Here is a 16570-nt window from a genome sequence, read left to right as displayed (position 1 = left end):
CACCCACAAACGGCGGGGCCCGCCGTTTCGTGTTCGCTACGATATGGCGGGGCCCGCCACTTATCAATGTTGGAGCGACCATGACCGGCCAGCGCTCGGACGCCCGCCGCAACTACACGCACATCCTCGCCGTGGCCGAGGCCGAGGTGGCGGCCCAGGGAGCCCAGGCATCCCTGGAGCGGATCGCCCGCATCGCAGGCGTCGGATCAGCCACCGTGCGGCGCCACTTCCCCACCCGCAAAGCCTTGCTCGAAGCCGTCTTCAAGCAGCGCATCCATGCCCTGTGTGATCGCGCCCATACGCTCAGCGGCGAGTACGACAGCCGCTCCGCGCTGGTGGAATGGCTGCGCGAGTTGCTCGCCTACGCACTCGCGGCACGCGGTCTGGCAGACGTGCTCTCCTACCAGCCACTCCAGGACGAGGCCGCCCAGGACTCGTGTGCGGCAGCCATCGGTGCCGCCGGCGACTTGCTGCTACGCAGGGCCCTCGACGACCGGACTGTCCGGGCGGACCTCACCATCGACGATCTACTCACAGTGATCGTCGGAATCGCCCTGGCCACCGAGAACTACACCGACCCGGCGATGCAGGCCGACCGCGCTTTCCGGCTCACGGTCGCGGGGCTCGGGGCCAACGGCACCTGAGCACTCGTGCGCGGCACCGTCACAGCCCCGGCTCAGTACGGCAATCCGCCCACGCAGCTGGTCCCCGACCCGGGTCCGACAGCGGGTCGCCGACCTCATGCCCGAGCACACTGCCGCCGACGCCAAGGACGCCCCGGTCGAGCTGCCGGCCATCCTCGACATGCCCGACAGGGCCGCCGACTTCCTCCGGCTCCCCGATATCAGCGCCGAGCCGGACGCCGACGGGCGGGCCGCGCTCGCCGCCGGCCCGACGGTGCGCCGCGGCCAGGGCTACATCCTGCGCGTCAGCACTACCCCGGCTGTCCACCGCGGGCTCCTCGTCCGCTGCCAGTCCCTCGACGGCGCCAATGCGGTTCCGGCTCAGCGAAAGGCGCGCCGCGAGTACGAGAACCGCGTCGCCGCGCTCCCCGTTGCAGGGGCCTGATCTACGTCGGCAAGCGGAGGCTCAACTACCGCTGATTCCCGTTCCGATGCTCCCCGAGGACCTTGACCGGCTCTCCGGCGCGCCTCCCCGTGTCCGGTCGGATGCGCCACTGCCGCCGACCGGACACGCGGTACCAGGTGGGCACATCAGCCCCGGGGCGCCTTCCCCGTCACAGCACCGGACCGTCTGCGGCCCGCGCCGACTCCCCGCCCTGCGCGGCCGGTCGGCCGCTGCCATAACAGCGGTGTTATGGAAAGGTGCTATTGGCCGAACCGGTCCGCTTCCGGAATTCTGACTTCTGGTAGTTCCCTGTCCTTCACGCGCGCGGCACCGCGCGTCTCCGGAAGCGAGGAACCTTGCGACTCACCAGGATTCCGGCCGCGATAGTGGCGGCCCTGATGGCCACGCTCACCTTCAGCACCGCCGCAGGAGCCACCGACCGCTCCCCCACCGACGAAGGACCTGCCGCAGCCTCCGTGCAGACCGCCCCCGGCCGGGGGCAGGAGCGGATCATCGGTGGCGGTTACGCCGACAGCGGCCCGTGGGCCGCACGGCTGTTCTCCGGCGGCAGACAGACGTGCACGTCGACGATCATCTCCCCCACCTGGATCCTCACCGCCAAGCACTGCGTCAGCGGCGGTCAGCTCTCGTTCCGTATCGGCAGCCTCGACCAGACGACGGGCGGCACCACCGCCAACGGCACCCAGGTCCAGACGCACCCGACGGCGGACCTGGCGCTGGTGCGCCTCGACCGGTCCGTGCAGGCCACCTACTCCCCGCTCGGCAGCCCCGGTTCGGTCTCCGTCGGCCAGACCGTGCAGGTGTACGGCTGGGGGGCCACCTCGCAGTGCGGCTCGGAGATCAACTGCCAGTCGCGGCTGCTGAAGGTCGCGAACGTCGTGGTGTCCGGGGGCTGTTCGGACGCCTACGGCGGCTCGGCGATCTGCGCGCGGCGCGGTGACGGCATCACCGCGGGCGGCGACTCGGGCGGCCCGATGATGGCGGGCGGCAAGCAGGTCGGTGTGGCCTCCACCAGCGACCGGCAGACCACCACCGCCTACACGAACGTGACGCAGTACCGCTCCTGGATCCAGTCCGTCGCCGGAGTCTGAGCCGGCGGCACCGACCGGCGGGCCACACCCACCGCACGACCGCGCCGGGCCGTCTCCAGGCCGCCGTGTCCCGGCCGGTTCCGTGCCGTCCGTGTGGCCGCCGCCCCGCCGTTCCCCGTCCGCGCCCGGCCGCGGACGGGGAACGGTGCGCCAGGACATCAGCCGCGAGCGGGTGTGTCCCGGCCGGCGAGCAGCCGTTCCCGCTGGGCGCTGTCGGCCGCGGCGTCGGCGGCGGTGAGCGCCGGCGCGGTCGCGCCGTCCAGCACCGCGCGGTCCCCCGCCGGGCCGGCGGCGTGCGCGGCGAACTCCTTCTGGTGGTCGACGGCGGGCAGCGAGCCGATGCCCGGACAGGGGTGGGTGGCGGGCACGGTCTGCGAGACGTTGCCCATGTCCGTGGAGGCCCGGTTCATCCGCGCCGCCGGGTCCCCGGGTTCCGCGAACGTGCGGCCCAGCGCACCGGCGTTGCGCCGGTAGGCCGCCAGCAGAGCGTGCTCGTTGCGGAACTCGGCGTAGGGCGGGCTCTCCTGCTCGATGGTGAGGGCGCGCCCGGTGGCGTGCGCGCCCGCCGCGAAACAGCGCTCCACCCGCTGTTTCAGCTCCGCCGGCTCGCCGAGCGTACCGGCGGCCCCGGGTGTGCTCGGGGATGGCGTTGGGCGCCTGGCCGCCGGACGTCATCACACCGTGCACCCGTACCCCGGACGGCAGTTGCCGGCGCAGCAGCCCGATCGCGACCTGCGCGACCGTGAAGGCGTCGGCGGCGTTCCGGCCCTGTTCGGGGTGGGCGGCGGCGTGCGCGGCCCTGCCCCGGTGGTCGACGGCGCAGTGTGCGACGGCGAACGGGTCGGCCTCGGCGACGTCCACGGGGCCGGGGTGGCACATCATCGCGAGGTGCACCCCGTCGAAGACGCCGCGCTCCAGCGGATGGATCCTGCCGCCGCCGCCCTCCTCCGCCGGGGTGCCGAACACCGTGACGCGCAGGCCGAGTTCGTCGGCGACCGGGGCCGGTCCGGCGGCGGCGCCGACGGCGCTCGCGGCGATCACGTCGTGCCCGCAGGCGTGGCCGAGCCCGGGCAGCGCGTCGTACTCGGCGCACACGCCCACGTGCAGCGGGCCCGTGTTGAGGGTGGCGGTGAACGCGGTGGGCAGCCCGCCGGCGCCGGGGACGAGCGTGTGGCCGAGGGCGTCCAGTGCCTGGCCCGTCCAGCGTGCGGCCTTCTCCTCCTGCCAGGCGGTCTCCGGGCGGGCGTGGATCGGGTGGGCGTGGATGCGGTGGCTCAGCGCCAGCAGGTCCTCGGTGCGGCGGGCGACCGCCGCCCGACGGCCTCCCGCACGCCCGCCGGCGCGGCACCGGGCCCGACCGGGCCGGACGGGCCCGACGGCCCGGCGGTGTCCGGGAGTCCGGAGGCGTCCGGTGGTCCCGGGGAGCCGGCGGCCCCGGCGCGGGAGGGCGCGTCCGGAAGGCCACAGGAGCGGCCGGTCATGCGCTGCCCCGCTCGTCGCCGGGTACGCCGTAGCCGGGCGAATCGGCCGGGTCGAGGGCGCGCCGCAGATAGTCCTCCTCCTGCGGCTGCCAGCGCTCCCACAGCGCCCCCAGCTCGGCGACCGGATCGCCGTCGCTCCAGTCCACCCGCAGGTCCGTGACCGGCCAGCCCACCCCGCCCGGGCCGTCGCTGACCAGCAGCCCCGCCGAGTGGACGGGCCCGGACTCGCCGCCGGCGGCCTGCCCGGCGGCGAGCGCCTCCACCAGCCGGCGGCCGAGCGGTGCGGCGGGCCGGGCGGCGAAGGCGGCCAGCATGGCGTCCGGCACTCCGCGGTCGGCGAGCAGATTGCCCGCTGCCACGGCGTGCGGGGCGCGTGCCTCGGCGTGGGTACCCAGGGTGTGTGCCCCGGAGTGCACGGCGGTCCTGCCCTCCGCGTCGACGGCGGTCAACTGCCGCCAGGGCGCGTGCGGTTCGTCCCGTACCAGCCGGGTCATGGCCTCGTACGGGTCGTGTCCTTCGGCCAGGGCGTCCAGCAGCCGGCCGCCCAGGCGCGGGTCGGTGATGTTCTGCGAGCACGCGGCGCCGGTACCTGCGCGGACGAACGCGCAGCGGGCGGCGACGGCGGGCGACGAGGAAGTCACCACCACGCCGAAGCGTCCGGTGCGCGGGCAGTGCGCGGCCAGTGAGAAGGTCACAGGTTCTCCCCTCGTTCGGCGGCCCGGGCGGCGCGCCGCTCCCGGGCCTCGTCGGCGCGGTCGGCCGGGACGACCGCGGTGGCGTCGATCTCCACCTGCCACTCGGACCGGGTGAGCGCGGAGACGACCAGCCCGGCGGAGACGTAGGGCACGCCCTCCGGCCGGCGGCCCATTGTCCGGTGGACCGGCTCCCGGTACCGGAATCCCGTCAGACAGACGGTGGTCTTGACGATCCCCTCCAGCCGGCTGCCGCACTCGTCCAGCAGCATCGCGATGTCGGCCATCGCCTGCTCGGCCTGCGCGGCGACGTCCCCGACGCCGACGCTCTCCCCGGTGTCCAGGTCCTGGCCGATCCGGCCGCGCGGACAGCCGGTCCCCGGCGACGACGGCCTGTGCGAGGTCGTTGCTGAGGTTCTGTTCGGGGTAGGCGCGCGCCGTGTTGAAGCGGCGGATCCGCTCGTGAGTGCTCACCGGTTCCCCCGAGGGTGCCCAGCACCTGGTCGGAGAGGCCGGCGGAGTCCCCGGCCCTCTCCAGCGGCCCGTCCCAGCCGAAGTTGCGGTGGACGGCGGTGAGCACGCTCACCGCGAGGACGCCGTTGCCCCGCGCGGCAGCGGGCTGCGTACGGTGACGCAGACGAGCAGCGCGGGCGGATCGGCGGAGACCGAGCACATGGCGCTGACGGTCTGCCCGTAGCGGCCGTGCGGTCCGTCGGTGGTCACGACCGTCACGCCGGTGGCGGCGTTCCCCATCGCGGCGACGAACTCCTCGCGGGCGACGGGCTCCTGCCGGCCGGCGCGGGGGCCGGCCTGGTCCTGCGGGCACTGGGTGGGATGCTCATGTTCCCCTCCTGACAGCGGCGGGCCGGGGTGGTGCTGCCACTATGGGGCGGAGAACGTCGATCGGTACAACAGATCTTTTCCGGGAACTGCATCTGCCCGGCAGATGGCGGGCGGTGTGGCCCGGCCGGGCGTCAACTCCGGTACGTCTCCCGGCAGACGGAGGCGAAGGCACGGGCCCGCGAGGTGAGCCGGCTGCCGCGCATCCGGGCCAGCACCACGCGCAGGGCCGGCAGCGGATCGGTGAGCGCGAGCGCGACGGCACGGCCGCCGTCGTAGGTGGTCGCGTGCACCGGACGCTGGTTGAGGAGCGACCAGCCGTGCCCCGCACCGACCATCGCGCGCACCGTCTCGTAGCTCGTGCTGCGGTGCCGGACCTGCGGGGTCAGCCCGGCCCGGGCGAGCAGCGAGGTGAAGTAGTCCCGGCTCAGCGGCAGATCCAGCAGGATCATCGGTTCCTCGGCCAGTTCGGCGAGGCGTGCCTGGCCGCGCCCGGCCAGCCGGTGGCCGTCCGGCACAAGAGCGTACGGCGGGGCCGAACCCAGCACCTCGCCCTCGATGTCGGAGTCCAGCCCCAGGTCGTACATGAGCGCCAGCTCGCAGGCGCCGGTGCGCAGCGCCTCCTGGAGGAACTGCATCTCCCCCTCGACGACGCTCACGCCGACCGCGGGATAGCGCTGTGCCATGTCCCGCAGCAGCCGCGGCAGGCTGAAGGGCGCCAGCGTGGTGAAGCAGCCGACGGACAGCTCGCCGACGGGGTCGCGGCCGAGGCTGCGCGCGGACTCCGTCAGCTCCTCGGCTCTGGCCAGGAACTCGCGCACCTCGTGCACGAACCGCTCCCCCGAGGCGGTCAGCGCCAGCCCCTTGGCGTGCCGGCGTATCAGCAGCTGGACCCCCAGCTCCCGCTCCAGGTGGGTGACTGCCGTGGAGACGGCGGACTGCGAGACGTTCACCTGCGCGGCCGCCGCGGTCATGCTGCCCAGCTCGGCAGCCGCCAGGAAGTACCGCAGCTGGACGAGGGTGAAGTTGGCATCGGTCCTCATACGCGCCATCCTGCACGCGGACCGGGCCCCCGCGTCCATCGGTGAACCCGATGCAATTCCCCGGAATTCCGTGTTTGACTGCTGCCCTCCGGCGCGCGGAGACTCCCGTCCAACCGGCTTCCCGGCTCGGCACCCCGCGCCGCGCGGCCGGTTTCCGCCCGTGCCCGCCGGCCGTGCGGCACGGGTCCGCACCATCCGCAGCAGCCCGCCCGCCGCCTGCCGGGCCCCGACCGTCCGGTTCCGCCCCCACTCCGTCCGGCCGCTCCCGCGCCGCAGCGCGCGGGCGGTCCGTCGTTCGCTCCCGTCGTCCGGCCTCCGCCTCCCTCCCGCCTCCGCACGGCTCCGCCGCGCCGGTGGGTGGGGGCGGCGCACGGTGCGGCGGCACGGCGGGCACCCAACCCCGCGCCCAGGAGGTCCCGTGACCCGCAACCACGGCACGCCGAGCACAGGAAGCACCGCAGACGGCCCGGGCGGCAGCTCACCTCCCCCGGCCTCCGGCGCCGGCCCGGCGGGCCCGGGAACGGACCCGGCGGGGGAAGCGGTCGAGCGGCACACCATCGACCGCGTGCCCGAGACGGAGCGGCACGGCCGGGTGCGGGACCTGTTCACCATGTGGTTCGGCACCAACATCGCGCCGCTGCCGCTGGTCACCGGCGCGATGGCGGTGCAGGTCTTCCACCAGTCGTTCTGGTCCGCCGTGCTGGCGGTGATCGTCGGTCAGCTGGCCGGCGGGGTGTTCATGGCCCTGCACTCGGCGCAGGGACCGCAGTTGGGCATACCGCAGATGATCCAGAGCCGCGCCCAGTTCGGGACGGTGGGCGCCCTGGTCATCGTGGTCGTCGCGGCGGGCATGTACATCGCCTTCTTCGCCTCGAACATTGTGCTGGCCGGCCAGTCGCTGCACGGGCTCGCCCCCGCGGTGCCCACCAACGGCGGGATCGTCCTCGGCGCCCTGGGCTCGGCCTTCATCTGTCTGGTCGGCTACCGGCTCATCCACAGCCTCAACAAGCTGGCGACCGTGGTGCTCGGCGTGGGTGTCGTCGCCGGGCTCGGCGTCGTCGTGGTGAACGGCCTGCCCGGGGACTTCTTCACCCGCGGCGGGTTCACCTTCGCCGGCTGGCTGGCGTCCGTCTCGCTCAGCGCCCTGTGGCAACTCGCCTTCGCGCCCTATGTGTCGGACTACTCGCGGTACCTGCCGGCGACCGTGCCCACGGCCCGTACGTTCTGGGCCACCTACTGGGGCTCCTGCCTCGGCTCGTCGCTGTCCTTCCTGGCCGGCACGGTGGTGGCGCTCGCCGCCCCGGTCGAGGACGCGCAGGCCAGCTTCGCCTCGGCGGCGGGCGGCTTCGGACCGGTCCTGCTGGGACTGTTCCTGTTCAGCGTGGTCAACCACAACGCCCTGAACCTCTACGGCGCGTCCCTCTCGCTGATCACCATCTGGCAGACGTTCCGGGTCGGCTGGACGCCCCGGCTGGCCGCGCGCGTCGCGGTCTCCGGCCTCGTCCTGGCCGGTGCCATGGCCATCGCGCTGGGCATGTCCCGGGACTTCGTCGCCAACTTCGTCAACCTGGTGAACATGCTGCTGATCGTGCTCGTCCCGTGGACGGCGATCAATCTCATCGACTTCTACCTGGTGCACCGCGGCCGCTACCACCTCGGCGACCTCTTCCGCGCCGACGGTGGCCGCTACGGCCGGTTCAACCGGGTGGCGCTGAGCGTCTACGCGCTCGGCATCCTCGTCCAGGTGCCGTTCGTCAGCACCGAGTTGTACACCGGCCCGCTGGTGGCCCGGCTCGGCGGCGCCGACCTGTCCTGGCTGATCGGCCTCGCCGTGACGGCCCCGCTGTACTACCTGTGGGCACGCCGTTCCGGGACGGAGCAGACCGCCACCGCCCCGGCCGGACACCCGGCGCCCCGGCCGGCGACGGCCCCCGGCACGCCCGTCGCACCCGGCTCCCCCGAAGCCGCCGCCCACGGGAGCGGCCTGCCCGATCCGGCCGGCCACACCCCCGCGGGGCAGTCCTGAGACCCGGACCCCGCCGGCCCGGGCCCCAGGGCCGCCGCTTCACCCCGTGGAGCTGTGCCGCTGCAACAGGGCACGCGCCTCCTTCTCGGTGCGGCCGAGCGCCGTCGCCATCCGGTGCGCCGGAATGCCCTGGGCCCGGACGATGGTGGCGGCGTCCCGGCCGACGAGCTGCGCCACCCGCTCCAGGACCGTGACGGCCTTCAGCGCCGCCGTCGGCGCCTGGACGGTGAGCGACTCCAGCTTCTCCTCCAACGCCTGCATGAGCCCCTCCAGTTCGAGCGGCAGCGGCACCGTGCGCGCCTCGACCTGCTGGATGTGGTCGGCCCAGTCCTGGTACACGCCGGAGAGATCCGTCGCGCGGGGGTCACCGTCGGCGTCCCGGGTGATCGGGTACGCGTCGGCGCCCCGCCAGCCGCAGGCGCAGGCGGCACGCACCCGCGTCGCCCGGGACGCACCGGCCCGGCCGTCACAGATCCGCCAGTCGCCCGGCCCGGGCACGGCTCCCCCGCCGTCCCCGTCCGGGCGGGCCGGCGGCGGCTCGCTCCCGTCCTCCAGCACGGCGGCCGGCCTGCCCTCGTGCGACTCCCCGTACACCCGCGTCTGCCAGCCCATCACACACTCTCCCGCCGCGCCGCCGGTGCGGCGCCTCAAGCGCCTCGATCGCCTCGTCGGCGTCATCGGCGTCCCTGGCGTCATCGGCGTCCTCGGCATCCTCGGCGTCGGTTGAGCGGATCCGTCCACTCCCCTGCGGCGCAGGACCGCCGCACGACCCGCTCCCACGGCCGGTGGCCGCTCCCCTGCTCCCGCGGCCGGACGGACCCGGCACGCCGCCCCGGGCCGTGCGTGCCGGGGCGCTCCCCGTCGGAACGCTCCCCGTCGGAACGCGCCTCGTCCGGTGCGTCCCGCGCCGGTTGCCCCCGGCGGTACGGGGGCGCCTGGGCCGCGCCGGGGGTGGCGAGCGCGGCCGGGCCGGGGGTTGCCGCCCCCGGGCCGGCCCCGGCCGCGATGGGCGGAACGGAACGCCTCGGCATACTCATGTGGTTCCTCCCGGTGGGGTGTGACCGCCGCCCCCAAGGAAGACCGTGCCGCGCCCGCCGCACAAGGAGTGTGCGCCCCCACCACCCGGAAGAGGGGGCGCACTTGAGCCGGTGTCGCCACCGCGGGCGTGCCCCGGCGGGACGCCCGTGCCCGGGTCAGCCCGGGGCGGTGCCCGCGGTCGGCTGCTCGCCGGGCCCGGCCCGGCGCAGCGACCGCACCGCGAGGAGGCCGCCGATGCCGGGGACGAGCGCGAGCACCCTGGCGACGGGCGCGGCCCGGGCGAGCCGCCAGGTGGCCACGACGACCACGAGGTACGCGCAGCCGTGCGCCGGCCCCAGCAGCGAGGAGGCGGCCCGCGCGTGCACGGTGGCGAGGTTGGCCAGCATGAGGACGAGCGAGACGAGTTCGCCGTGTGCGGCGATACGCAGATGACGCAGGTCCACGGTCACGCTCCGGTGGTGGAGCCGGGGCGGACGATCATCAGCACGGTGACCGTCGCCCACAGCAGATTGAAGACGCCGGTGGCCATGGCGAGCCGGCCCGCCGCACGCGCCACGCTCTCCGCACCCGTGGCGACACCGGCACCCGCGCCCGTACCGGTGCCGGCTCCCTCGACGAGAGCGCTCAACTCCCGCCCCTGGGCAGGCACGACGAGCAGGGTGAGCACCGCGGCGGCCCCGGCGGTGAGGATCACCGAGACGATCAGCCAGGTGTCGCCGAGCACCCCGAGGCTGCCGGCCGTGGCGAACCCGAAGACAGGGACGGCCAGGCCGAGGGCGGCATAGACACGGCATATCCGGTGCAGCAGCCGCAGGGTGCCGAGGACGTCCCCGCCGCCGGACCCGCCGTGGGCCCGGCGCAGTGCCGAGGGGAACATGCTGGCGGCCACGGTGACCGGTCCGACGGCGAGGATCGCGGCGAGGACGTGCAGCGAGAGGAACAGTTTCGTCACGGCTGCTGCTCCGTACCCGGCAGCGCACGGCGGCGTCCGCTGACCTTGGAGGCGGGCAGCCGCCCGGCCTTGGAGGTACCGGCCAGGGTGTCGCCGTCGACCGTCACGGCGAAGGCCAGGTTGAGCCGCAGGGGCTTGGTGATGGCCTGCTTCCAGGTGAGCAGGTCCCCGTCGAGCGAGAGGTCGGTGAGGGGCGTCTCCTCACCGGCGCCGTGTGCGGTTCCGGTCAGGACGCCGTTGTGGTGGCCGAGTTCGACCACGGCTTCGATGCGGCCGATGGGCGTGGCCATGGACAGATCCCAGGTGCCGTCGACGGACATGTCGTGCTGCTTCCTCGTGTTCCTCGTGGTGCGTACGGATCTCGTGGTGCGGGTGCGAAGGTGCCGGTCCAAGGCGCCGGCGGGGGCGGGCCCGGCCGGCCGGAGTGTCACGGCTGTGCGGGGACGGGCCCCTCGGCACGCCAGACGATGCCGCGCCGCTCGTGCTCGAACAGTTCCTCGACGGCGTGGGCGATACGGGGCCCCATCCAGCGCTCCAGCAGATGGAGGCCCAGATCGAGCCCGGAGGTGACCCCGGCGCCGGTCACCAGGTCGCCGTCGTCGACGACCCGGGCCCGCACGGCGTGCACACCGGAGGCGTCGAGCAGGTCCATGCCCCTGTGGTGCGTGGTCGCGTGCCGGCCCTCCAGGAGCCCGGCCATGGCCAGCAGGACGGAGCCGCCGCACACGGTGGCCATGGTCGTCTCCCGGCGCTCCATGGCCGCCTTCAGCAGCCCGGGCAGTTCGGTGGTCAGGGCCCGGGCCAACAGCACGGGAATGAGCTCGCCTCCGTGCCCGCCGTCTGCCGCGGCGCCGTCCCCCGCGGTGCTCTGCCCCGGGCTGTCCTCGGCGTGCCCGGCGGGTTCCTCGGGCACCTCGCCGGGCTCGCCGATACGGCCCGCCGCGCCGGGGACGACGACGAGGTCGGCCCGTGCCGGGTCGAGGGCCGCGGTGGCGGGCAGCGACAGCCCTCCGACTCCGCTGACGACCTCGCGCGGCCCCTCGGCGGTCACCAGCTCCACGGTCACGGCTCCGCAGGTGAACGTGGAGCCCGCGGACAGCACTTCGTAGGGGGCGAGGGCGTCGAGGGGGTCGAATCCGTCGAACAGAACGATCTGGGCGTGCATGGAATGTCCTTCACATGGGGTGGCGACCGGTGTGTGTCCCGGCCCGGCCACGACGCTAGGCAGCCGCCCCCTCGGGCCCCAGTGGCAGGAGTGACAGCTTTCAACGGAAAACTGCCGGTCCGGGGTGCGCCCCGGCGGGCTCGCGCGGGACGGGTGCCGCGGCCCGGGTGGCCGCTGGCACCCCTGTGACCCGTCACACCACTGTGCAAGTTCGGCGTGCGGGGACGCCGGAGCCGACACCTCCGCTCGAAAACCCGTACGGCTCAGTCCCCAAATCCGGTGACGGCGGCCGGTGTTCCCCCGCCAGGCCGGACAGCTCGGCCGAGCTCGACGGAGATCGCGCATGCACGATCGTGTCCGTCCGTGACATCAAACGCCCGCCAACGGGCATCACTTGACCACGCACACCGGCACCTTCCCCCCTCCGACCCCTTGCACGCACAGGAATTCGAAAGGGGTGCCCATCGTCACGTACAGATGCAATTCCCGATGAATTTGCATGCCGCAGGCAATCGTGGCGACCGCAACAGAAAGCCGTGTAGCTTCCGGGACAGACGGCACAGCGCCGGGTCGATCCCCGGCCGGCCTCCCGACGACCCACCAAACAGGCGGAGTTGATGATGCCCGACCTTCTCAGGACAGAAAATCGCGCATTCCCCCGCAGGGCCGTCCCGGAGAACTCCCGCAGCATCCCCTCTCCCCTGCCGGGCAGCCCGTGCTTCCCCCCGCGGTGACACCCTGCCGACAGCCCGGCACGGACAGCCGCACCGAGGACGGACAGCACTCCCCGCGTTCCGACGAACCGTCCGGAGAAGCCCGGAATTCACCGCCGCCGACGGCAGCACGGAAATCCACGACAGGCGGCCCGGCCGGACAGAGGCCCGGCACAGCGGAAACCCCCGTCCGTGACGACACCGGAAAGGAATCCCGCACCACGGAGAAACCCGCGCCCACGACACCCCCGCCCCGGCCAACACCCCGTTCCCCCACCACGGAACCGGCGGGCACAAAAGGACCGGCCGACACGGCGACCCCCTCCGGCGCGACGGCGCCTCCCCGCACGGGCCGGCCCTCCCCCGCCGGCCCGGCCGGCCCCGTCCCGGTCGACTACTCCGCCTTCTGCGCGCTCTACCGCGGCCACTACCTCACCTATGTGCAGACCCGCCTCCACGACGCCCGGTTCTCACACGTCGTGGTGGGGCTGACCCTCTCCGACCTGGCCCAGCAGTGGCCCCAGGCCCTCCGCAGCCGCTGCACCCGCACCTACGCCTGGGACCTGCTCACCACCCGCGTGGAACACGCGCTCAGCAACGGGGCGACCGAGGCGGCACGGTGCTCGGAGATGTACGGGGCGCTGCCCGGCCGCCGGGCGGACGCCGTCGTCCTGCACCATCTGCTGGACCTCCCCGTCGCCGACGCGGCGGAACTCATGGGCATCACGACCGGGGATCTGCGCGGCGAACTCCGTATGGCCACCCGCAGCCTGCCGCATCTGCGGCCCGGGGATTCCCCGGATACGACAGGATCCGCCCGGTCCACCGGCGCGACCGGCTCCGCGGGAACGACGGGTCCGGCCGATTCCGGTGGCCCCACCGGCTGAGCGAGGCGACAGGCCCGCACTCCGGGGGAAATCACTCAATCGCCAGTTTCACACCATATGCACCATCTGTGAAGCTGGTGAAACTCATGGTGAACGTCCCCTACATCAGGAGTATCCGGTGATTCTCTCGATCTCAGGCGTCGTGCTGCTCGGCCTGATCGTCTTCCTGTTCTTCCGGAAGGACGGCCTCAAGCTCTCCCACGCGCTGGTCTGCGCGCTCTTCGGCTTCTATCTGGCGGGCACCGCCATCGCCCCCGGAATCAAGGCCGGCGGGGAAAGCCTCGCCAGCCTGCTGGGCGGGCTCAAGCTCTAGCCGGAACGGCCCGGCGCGGAAGGAGCGGATGTGAGCCGGTGGGCACCTGTGTCGTGGTGGTCGGCGCGGGACGCGGTGCGGGTGGGAGCCGGCGGAGTGCTCGACGTCCTGCATCCGCTGCTGGTCATGGCCCGGGGCCTGGGCAGACTGGCGGCGCTGGGCAGGGCGTGGTGGGCACGTACCCCGAGGGAGCGCAAGGGTCCGGGCCTGCTCGCCGTCGCGGCGTGCGGGGTCGGGGTGTGGCTGCTGCCGTACGGGCCGGCGCTGGCGGGGCTGGCCCTGGCGGGGGCGGCCGCCTGGTACGGGAGGGAGCGGGGCGGGGCGGTGCAGGAGGAGACGCTCGGCGGGGACGAGGTCGAGCGGCTGCACACGGTGTACGAGGCGCTGGTGCCCTACTTCGCCCGCGAGGCGGATCCGGCCGGTGAACCGCTGTACGCCTACGACGGGACCTGGGAGCGGGCGGTGGTGGACCACGCCTTCCGTGCGGGGCGGCTGAGCCGGCTGCTGGTGCGCTATCCGGCGTTCTTCCCGGACGGCGAGCCCGGGGAGCGGCTGCGCATCGAGCGGGTGCTGGCGGCCAAGGCGGGGCGGGGCCGGGAGTACCGCTTCGAGTGGGACGAGGAACGCAATCTGCTGGAGATGACGGCGCTGGAGCCGCTGCCGACGGGGATTCCCGCGCAGCCGTTCGTCACCGGGCCCGGGGAGACGGTGCTGGGGTTCACGGACGGAGCCGCGGTACGGCGGACGGTGCCGGTGCTCACGGGGGACGCGCGAGAGGCAGGGGGCGCGGGGGGCGCGGGGGAACTGTGCGATGTCCCGCCGGTGGTGTGGCGCACCGGGCCGCGCTCGACGGAGCCGCACCTGCTGGTGGTGGGGACGGCGGGCGCGGGCGCGAGTTCGCTGGTGCGGTCGGTGGCGCTCCAGGCGCTGCGCCGCGGGGAGGTCGTGGTGGTGGACGGGGACGGGGGCGGCGGCTTCTCCTGTCTGGCCGGGCGCCGAGGTGTGCTGGGCGTGGAGTCGTCGCTGACGGGCGCGCTGGCCTCGCTGGAGTGGGTGGTGCGGGAGACGGAGCGCAGGCTGCTGGCGGCGAGCCGGGCGCGGCAGCACGGCGCCGAGGTGCCGCAGGACGCACGCTCGCCGCTGTGGGTGCTGCTGGACCGTCCGGCGGTGCTGAGTCATCTGGCGCGGGCCGAGGGCAGGCCCGATCCGCAGGAGCTGCTGCGGGTGCCGCTGCGGCACGGCAGGGCGGCCGGGGTGACGGTGGTGGTGGCCGAACAGTTCGAGGCCGCAGAGGAGTTGACGGACGCCGTGCTGGCGTACCCCCGGGCCAGGGTGGTCCTGGGGGCCACGACCGGGGAGCAGGTCTTCAGCGTGCTCGGGGCGTCGGCGCCGACGGGACCGGTCCCGGAGACACCGGCCGGCCGGGGGTTCGCGCGGCTGGGCACGGGCCCGGTGCTGCGGCTCCAGGTGCCGGCCACCCCGGACCCCTCGGACGAGACGGCGCGGGAGAGCGAACGGGCCGCCGTCCGGGCGCTGTTGCCGGAGCCGGTGCGGGCGCCGGGCGCGGGTCAGGCGACGTAGGAGCGCGGGAGGTCGGGCACCGCGGGGCTGCCGGAGCGGACGAGTTCGGCGGCCTTCGCGAGCCGGGAGACGGCCTCCCTGGCGAGGGGCTCGTGGAGGGTGAAGGGCAGCCGGACGTAGCCCTCGAAGGCGCCGTCGACGCCGAAGCGGGGGCCGGAGGGGACGCGTACGCCGAGGTGTTCGCCGGCCTCGGCGATACGGGAGCCGGACAGTCCGCCGGTGCGTACCCACAGGGTGAGCCCGCCGTGCGGGACGGTGAACTCCCAGTCGGGCAGGCGTTCGCGCAGCGCGGCGGTGAGGGCGTCGCGGTTGTCCCGCGCGCGGGCGCGGCGCACGGACAGGGCCTGCTCCCAGGCGTCGCCCGTCATCAGTTCGTGGACGGCGAGCTGTTCGACGACGGGGCTGCCGAGGTCGGCGTAGGCGCGGGCGGCGGTCAGCCGGCGGATGACCTCGGGGGCCGCGCGCACCCAGCCGATGCGCAGACCGGCCCAGATGGACTTGCTGACGGAACCGACGGTGACGACCGTGCCGCCTCCGGGGTCGAACGAGGCCATCAGGGGCGGCAGTCCCGCGGTGTCCGGCGGTTCCTGGCTGCCGGGCGGGCCGAGCGGCAGATCGGTCATGGTCTCGTCCGCGATGAGGACGGTGCCCGAGGCGCGGGCAGCGGAGACGAGTTCGCGGCGCTGCTCCTCGTCGGCGAGGACGCCGGTGGGGTTGTGGAAGTCGGCGACCACATAGGCGAGCCGGGGCGCGGCCTCGCGCAGCACACGCCGCCACATCGGCAGGTCCCAGCCGGCCGGCCCGTCCCGCATCGGCACGGGCACGAGGCGGGCACCGGCCTCCCGCAGGAGCTGGAGGACGTTGGCGTAGGAGGGGTGTTCGACGGCGACGCGCTCACCGGCCGGGGCCAGCAGCCGGGCGAGGGCGGCGACTCCGCCCATGGCGCCGGTGGTGACCATGATCTGCTGCGGCATCGTCGGCACGCCCTGGGCGGTGTAGCGGTCGGCGATGGCCTGCCGGAGCACGGGCAGGCCCGCCGGATAGTCCCCGTGGGTGTGCGTGTAGGGCGGGAGTTGGCCGAGCGCCGCCTGGAAGGCCCGGCTGAGGTGCGGCTCGGGGGCGGGCAGTGCCGCGGTACCGAGGTCGATCATGGCGTCGTCGGAGTCCGGCGGCAGCGGTTCGAGCCCCCGGGTGGGCAGCGGGTTGCCGGCCGGGACGGTGGTCCAGCTGCCGGCGCCGCGCCGGGATTCGAGGAAGCCGTCGGAGCGCAGCGCCTCGTAGGCGGCGGCCACGGTGGTGCGGCTGACCCGCAGCACAGCGGCCAGCTCGCGCTCGGCGGGCAGCCGGGTGCCGACGGGGACGCGGCCCTCCAGGACGAGGAGGCGCAGCCCGTCGGCGAGCGCGCGGTAGGCGGGCACCTTGCGCGCCGCGGCACCCCGGGGGCCGGGCCGCCCGAGAACACCGGACACCGTGCTCCCGGCGTCCCCGACCTTCTCGGCGCTCCCGCCGTTCCCACCGTTCCCGGCGTTCTCAGCCTTCCCGGTGCGCCCGGCGCTCCCGGGATCACCGGCGTCACCGGCGCGTTGGGAGCCGAGGAGCCGCGCGAGGTGGGTCGCGCCCACCGCAGAGGTCCAGTGCGCCATCGATTCAGGCCACCTC

General features: G+C 74.4%; 18 protein-coding genes. 7 read left to right on the top strand and 11 right to left on the bottom strand.

Annotated elements, in window-relative coordinates; translation table 11 throughout:
- Positions 1–80 precede the first annotated feature (80 nt).
- The 3 genes from SCA03_RS05290 to SCA03_RS05280 all read left to right on the top strand — a co-directional run bounded on the left by SCA03_RS05290 (position 81) and on the right by SCA03_RS05280 (position 2180).
- On the top strand, positions 81–644 hold the full coding sequence (locus SCA03_RS05290; RefSeq protein WP_086814750.1) for a TetR/AcrR family transcriptional regulator: 564 nt from the start codon (positions 81–83) through the stop codon (positions 642–644).
- A 97-nt stretch (positions 645–741) separates the two neighbouring features.
- Positions 742–1068, top strand: coding sequence for a hypothetical protein (locus SCA03_RS05285; protein WP_086814751.1), 327 nt, complete (start codon positions 742–744; stop codon positions 1066–1068).
- A gap of 356 nt (positions 1069–1424) precedes the next feature.
- The gene (locus SCA03_RS05280) at positions 1425–2180 is read left to right on the top strand and encodes a S1 family peptidase (protein ID WP_030885290.1); all 756 of its coding nucleotides are present in this window, start codon (positions 1425–1427) and stop codon (positions 2178–2180) included.
- A gap of 158 nt (positions 2181–2338) precedes the next feature.
- Here SCA03_RS05280 and SCA03_RS35960 read toward each other — a convergent pair whose 3' ends face one another.
- The 5 genes from SCA03_RS35960 to SCA03_RS05255 all read right to left on the bottom strand — a co-directional run bounded on the left by SCA03_RS35960 (position 2339) and on the right by SCA03_RS05255 (position 6236).
- The gene (locus tag SCA03_RS35960) at positions 2339–2764 is read right to left on the bottom strand and encodes a zinc-binding metallopeptidase family protein (RefSeq protein WP_230988491.1); all 426 of its coding nucleotides are present in this window, start codon (positions 2762–2764) and stop codon (positions 2339–2341) included.
- 893 nt (positions 2765–3657) lie between these two features.
- On the bottom strand, positions 3658–4356 hold the full coding sequence (locus SCA03_RS05270; protein ID WP_086814752.1) for a DUF1028 domain-containing protein: 699 nt from the start codon (positions 4354–4356) through the stop codon (positions 3658–3660).
- Positions 4353–4697, bottom strand: coding sequence for a RidA family protein (locus SCA03_RS05265; RefSeq protein WP_212767708.1), 345 nt, complete (start codon positions 4695–4697; stop codon positions 4353–4355). The genes SCA03_RS05270 and SCA03_RS05265 overlap by 4 nt, the downstream gene beginning before the upstream one ends.
- A 238-nt stretch (positions 4698–4935) precedes the next feature.
- Positions 4936–5106 (bottom strand): flavin reductase family protein, encoded by a 171-nt coding sequence (locus tag SCA03_RS05260; RefSeq protein ID WP_086814753.1) that lies wholly within the window; start codon positions 5104–5106, stop codon positions 4936–4938.
- Between the two features lie 221 nt (positions 5107–5327).
- Positions 5328–6236 carry a LysR substrate-binding domain-containing protein gene (locus tag SCA03_RS05255; protein ID WP_030885270.1) on the bottom strand — a complete coding sequence of 303 codons (909 nt, stop codon included), beginning with the start codon at positions 6234–6236 and terminating at the stop codon, positions 5328–5330.
- Between the two features lie 565 nt (positions 6237–6801).
- Between SCA03_RS05255 and SCA03_RS05250 the strand changes: the two genes are divergently transcribed.
- Positions 6802–8262: a purine-cytosine permease family protein gene (locus SCA03_RS05250; RefSeq protein ID WP_230988490.1), complete on the top strand. Its 1461-nt coding sequence runs from the start codon at positions 6802–6804 to the stop codon at positions 8260–8262.
- Between the two features lie 39 nt (positions 8263–8301).
- On the opposite strand, the gene SCA03_RS05245 is transcribed toward SCA03_RS05250, so the two are convergent.
- The 5 genes from SCA03_RS05245 to SCA03_RS05225 form a co-directional block, all read right to left on the bottom strand.
- Entirely contained in the window at positions 8302–8874 is a 573-nt protein-coding gene (locus SCA03_RS05245; RefSeq protein ID WP_030885266.1) for a hypothetical protein, read from the bottom strand.
- Positions 8875–9455: 581 nt separating this feature from the next.
- On the bottom strand, positions 9456–9749 hold the full coding sequence (locus SCA03_RS05240; protein ID WP_170298066.1) for a DUF3817 domain-containing protein: 294 nt from the start codon (positions 9747–9749) through the stop codon (positions 9456–9458).
- Positions 9746–10252: a hypothetical protein gene (locus SCA03_RS05235; protein WP_086814755.1), complete on the bottom strand. Its 507-nt coding sequence runs from the start codon at positions 10250–10252 to the stop codon at positions 9746–9748. The genes SCA03_RS05240 and SCA03_RS05235 overlap by 4 nt, the downstream gene beginning before the upstream one ends.
- Positions 10249–10572 (bottom strand): hypothetical protein, encoded by a 324-nt coding sequence (locus SCA03_RS05230; protein ID WP_030882086.1) that lies wholly within the window; start codon positions 10570–10572, stop codon positions 10249–10251. Before SCA03_RS05230 ends, SCA03_RS05235 begins: the two co-directional genes overlap by 4 nt.
- A 107-nt stretch (positions 10573–10679) precedes the next feature.
- A complete protein-coding gene (locus SCA03_RS05225) occupies positions 10680–11417 on the bottom strand; it encodes a DJ-1/PfpI family protein (protein WP_086814756.1) in 738 nt (245 codons plus the stop codon).
- Positions 11418–12570: 1153 nt separating this feature from the next.
- Between SCA03_RS05225 and SCA03_RS05220 the strand changes: the two genes are divergently transcribed.
- The 3 genes from SCA03_RS05220 (at position 12571) to SCA03_RS05210 (ending at position 14911) form a co-directional block, all read left to right on the top strand.
- Positions 12571–13017: a sigma factor-like helix-turn-helix DNA-binding protein gene (locus tag SCA03_RS05220; protein ID WP_141275229.1), complete on the top strand. Its 447-nt coding sequence runs from the start codon at positions 12571–12573 to the stop codon at positions 13015–13017.
- Positions 13018–13135: 118 nt separating this feature from the next.
- Positions 13136–13330 (top strand): hypothetical protein, encoded by a 195-nt coding sequence (locus SCA03_RS05215; RefSeq protein WP_030882076.1) that lies wholly within the window; start codon positions 13136–13138, stop codon positions 13328–13330.
- A 30-nt stretch (positions 13331–13360) separates the two neighbouring features.
- The gene (locus SCA03_RS05210; protein WP_141275228.1) at positions 13361–14911 is read left to right on the top strand and encodes a hypothetical protein; all 1551 of its coding nucleotides are present in this window, start codon (positions 13361–13363) and stop codon (positions 14909–14911) included.
- Here SCA03_RS05210 and yczR read toward each other — a convergent pair.
- Positions 14899–16554, bottom strand: coding sequence for a MocR-like transcription factor YczR (gene yczR, locus SCA03_RS05205; RefSeq protein WP_086815351.1), 1656 nt, complete (start codon positions 16552–16554; stop codon positions 14899–14901). The genes SCA03_RS05210 and yczR overlap by 13 nt on opposite strands.
- Positions 16555–16570: the final 16 nt, after the last annotated feature.

The sequence above is a fragment of the Streptomyces cacaoi genome (assembly GCF_006539165.1).
Classification (GTDB): domain Bacteria; phylum Actinomycetota; class Actinomycetes; order Streptomycetales; family Streptomycetaceae; genus Streptomyces; species Streptomyces cacaoi.
The sequence above is the reverse complement of the archived record's forward strand: the minus strand, read 5'-3'. Positions and strand labels throughout refer to the sequence as shown.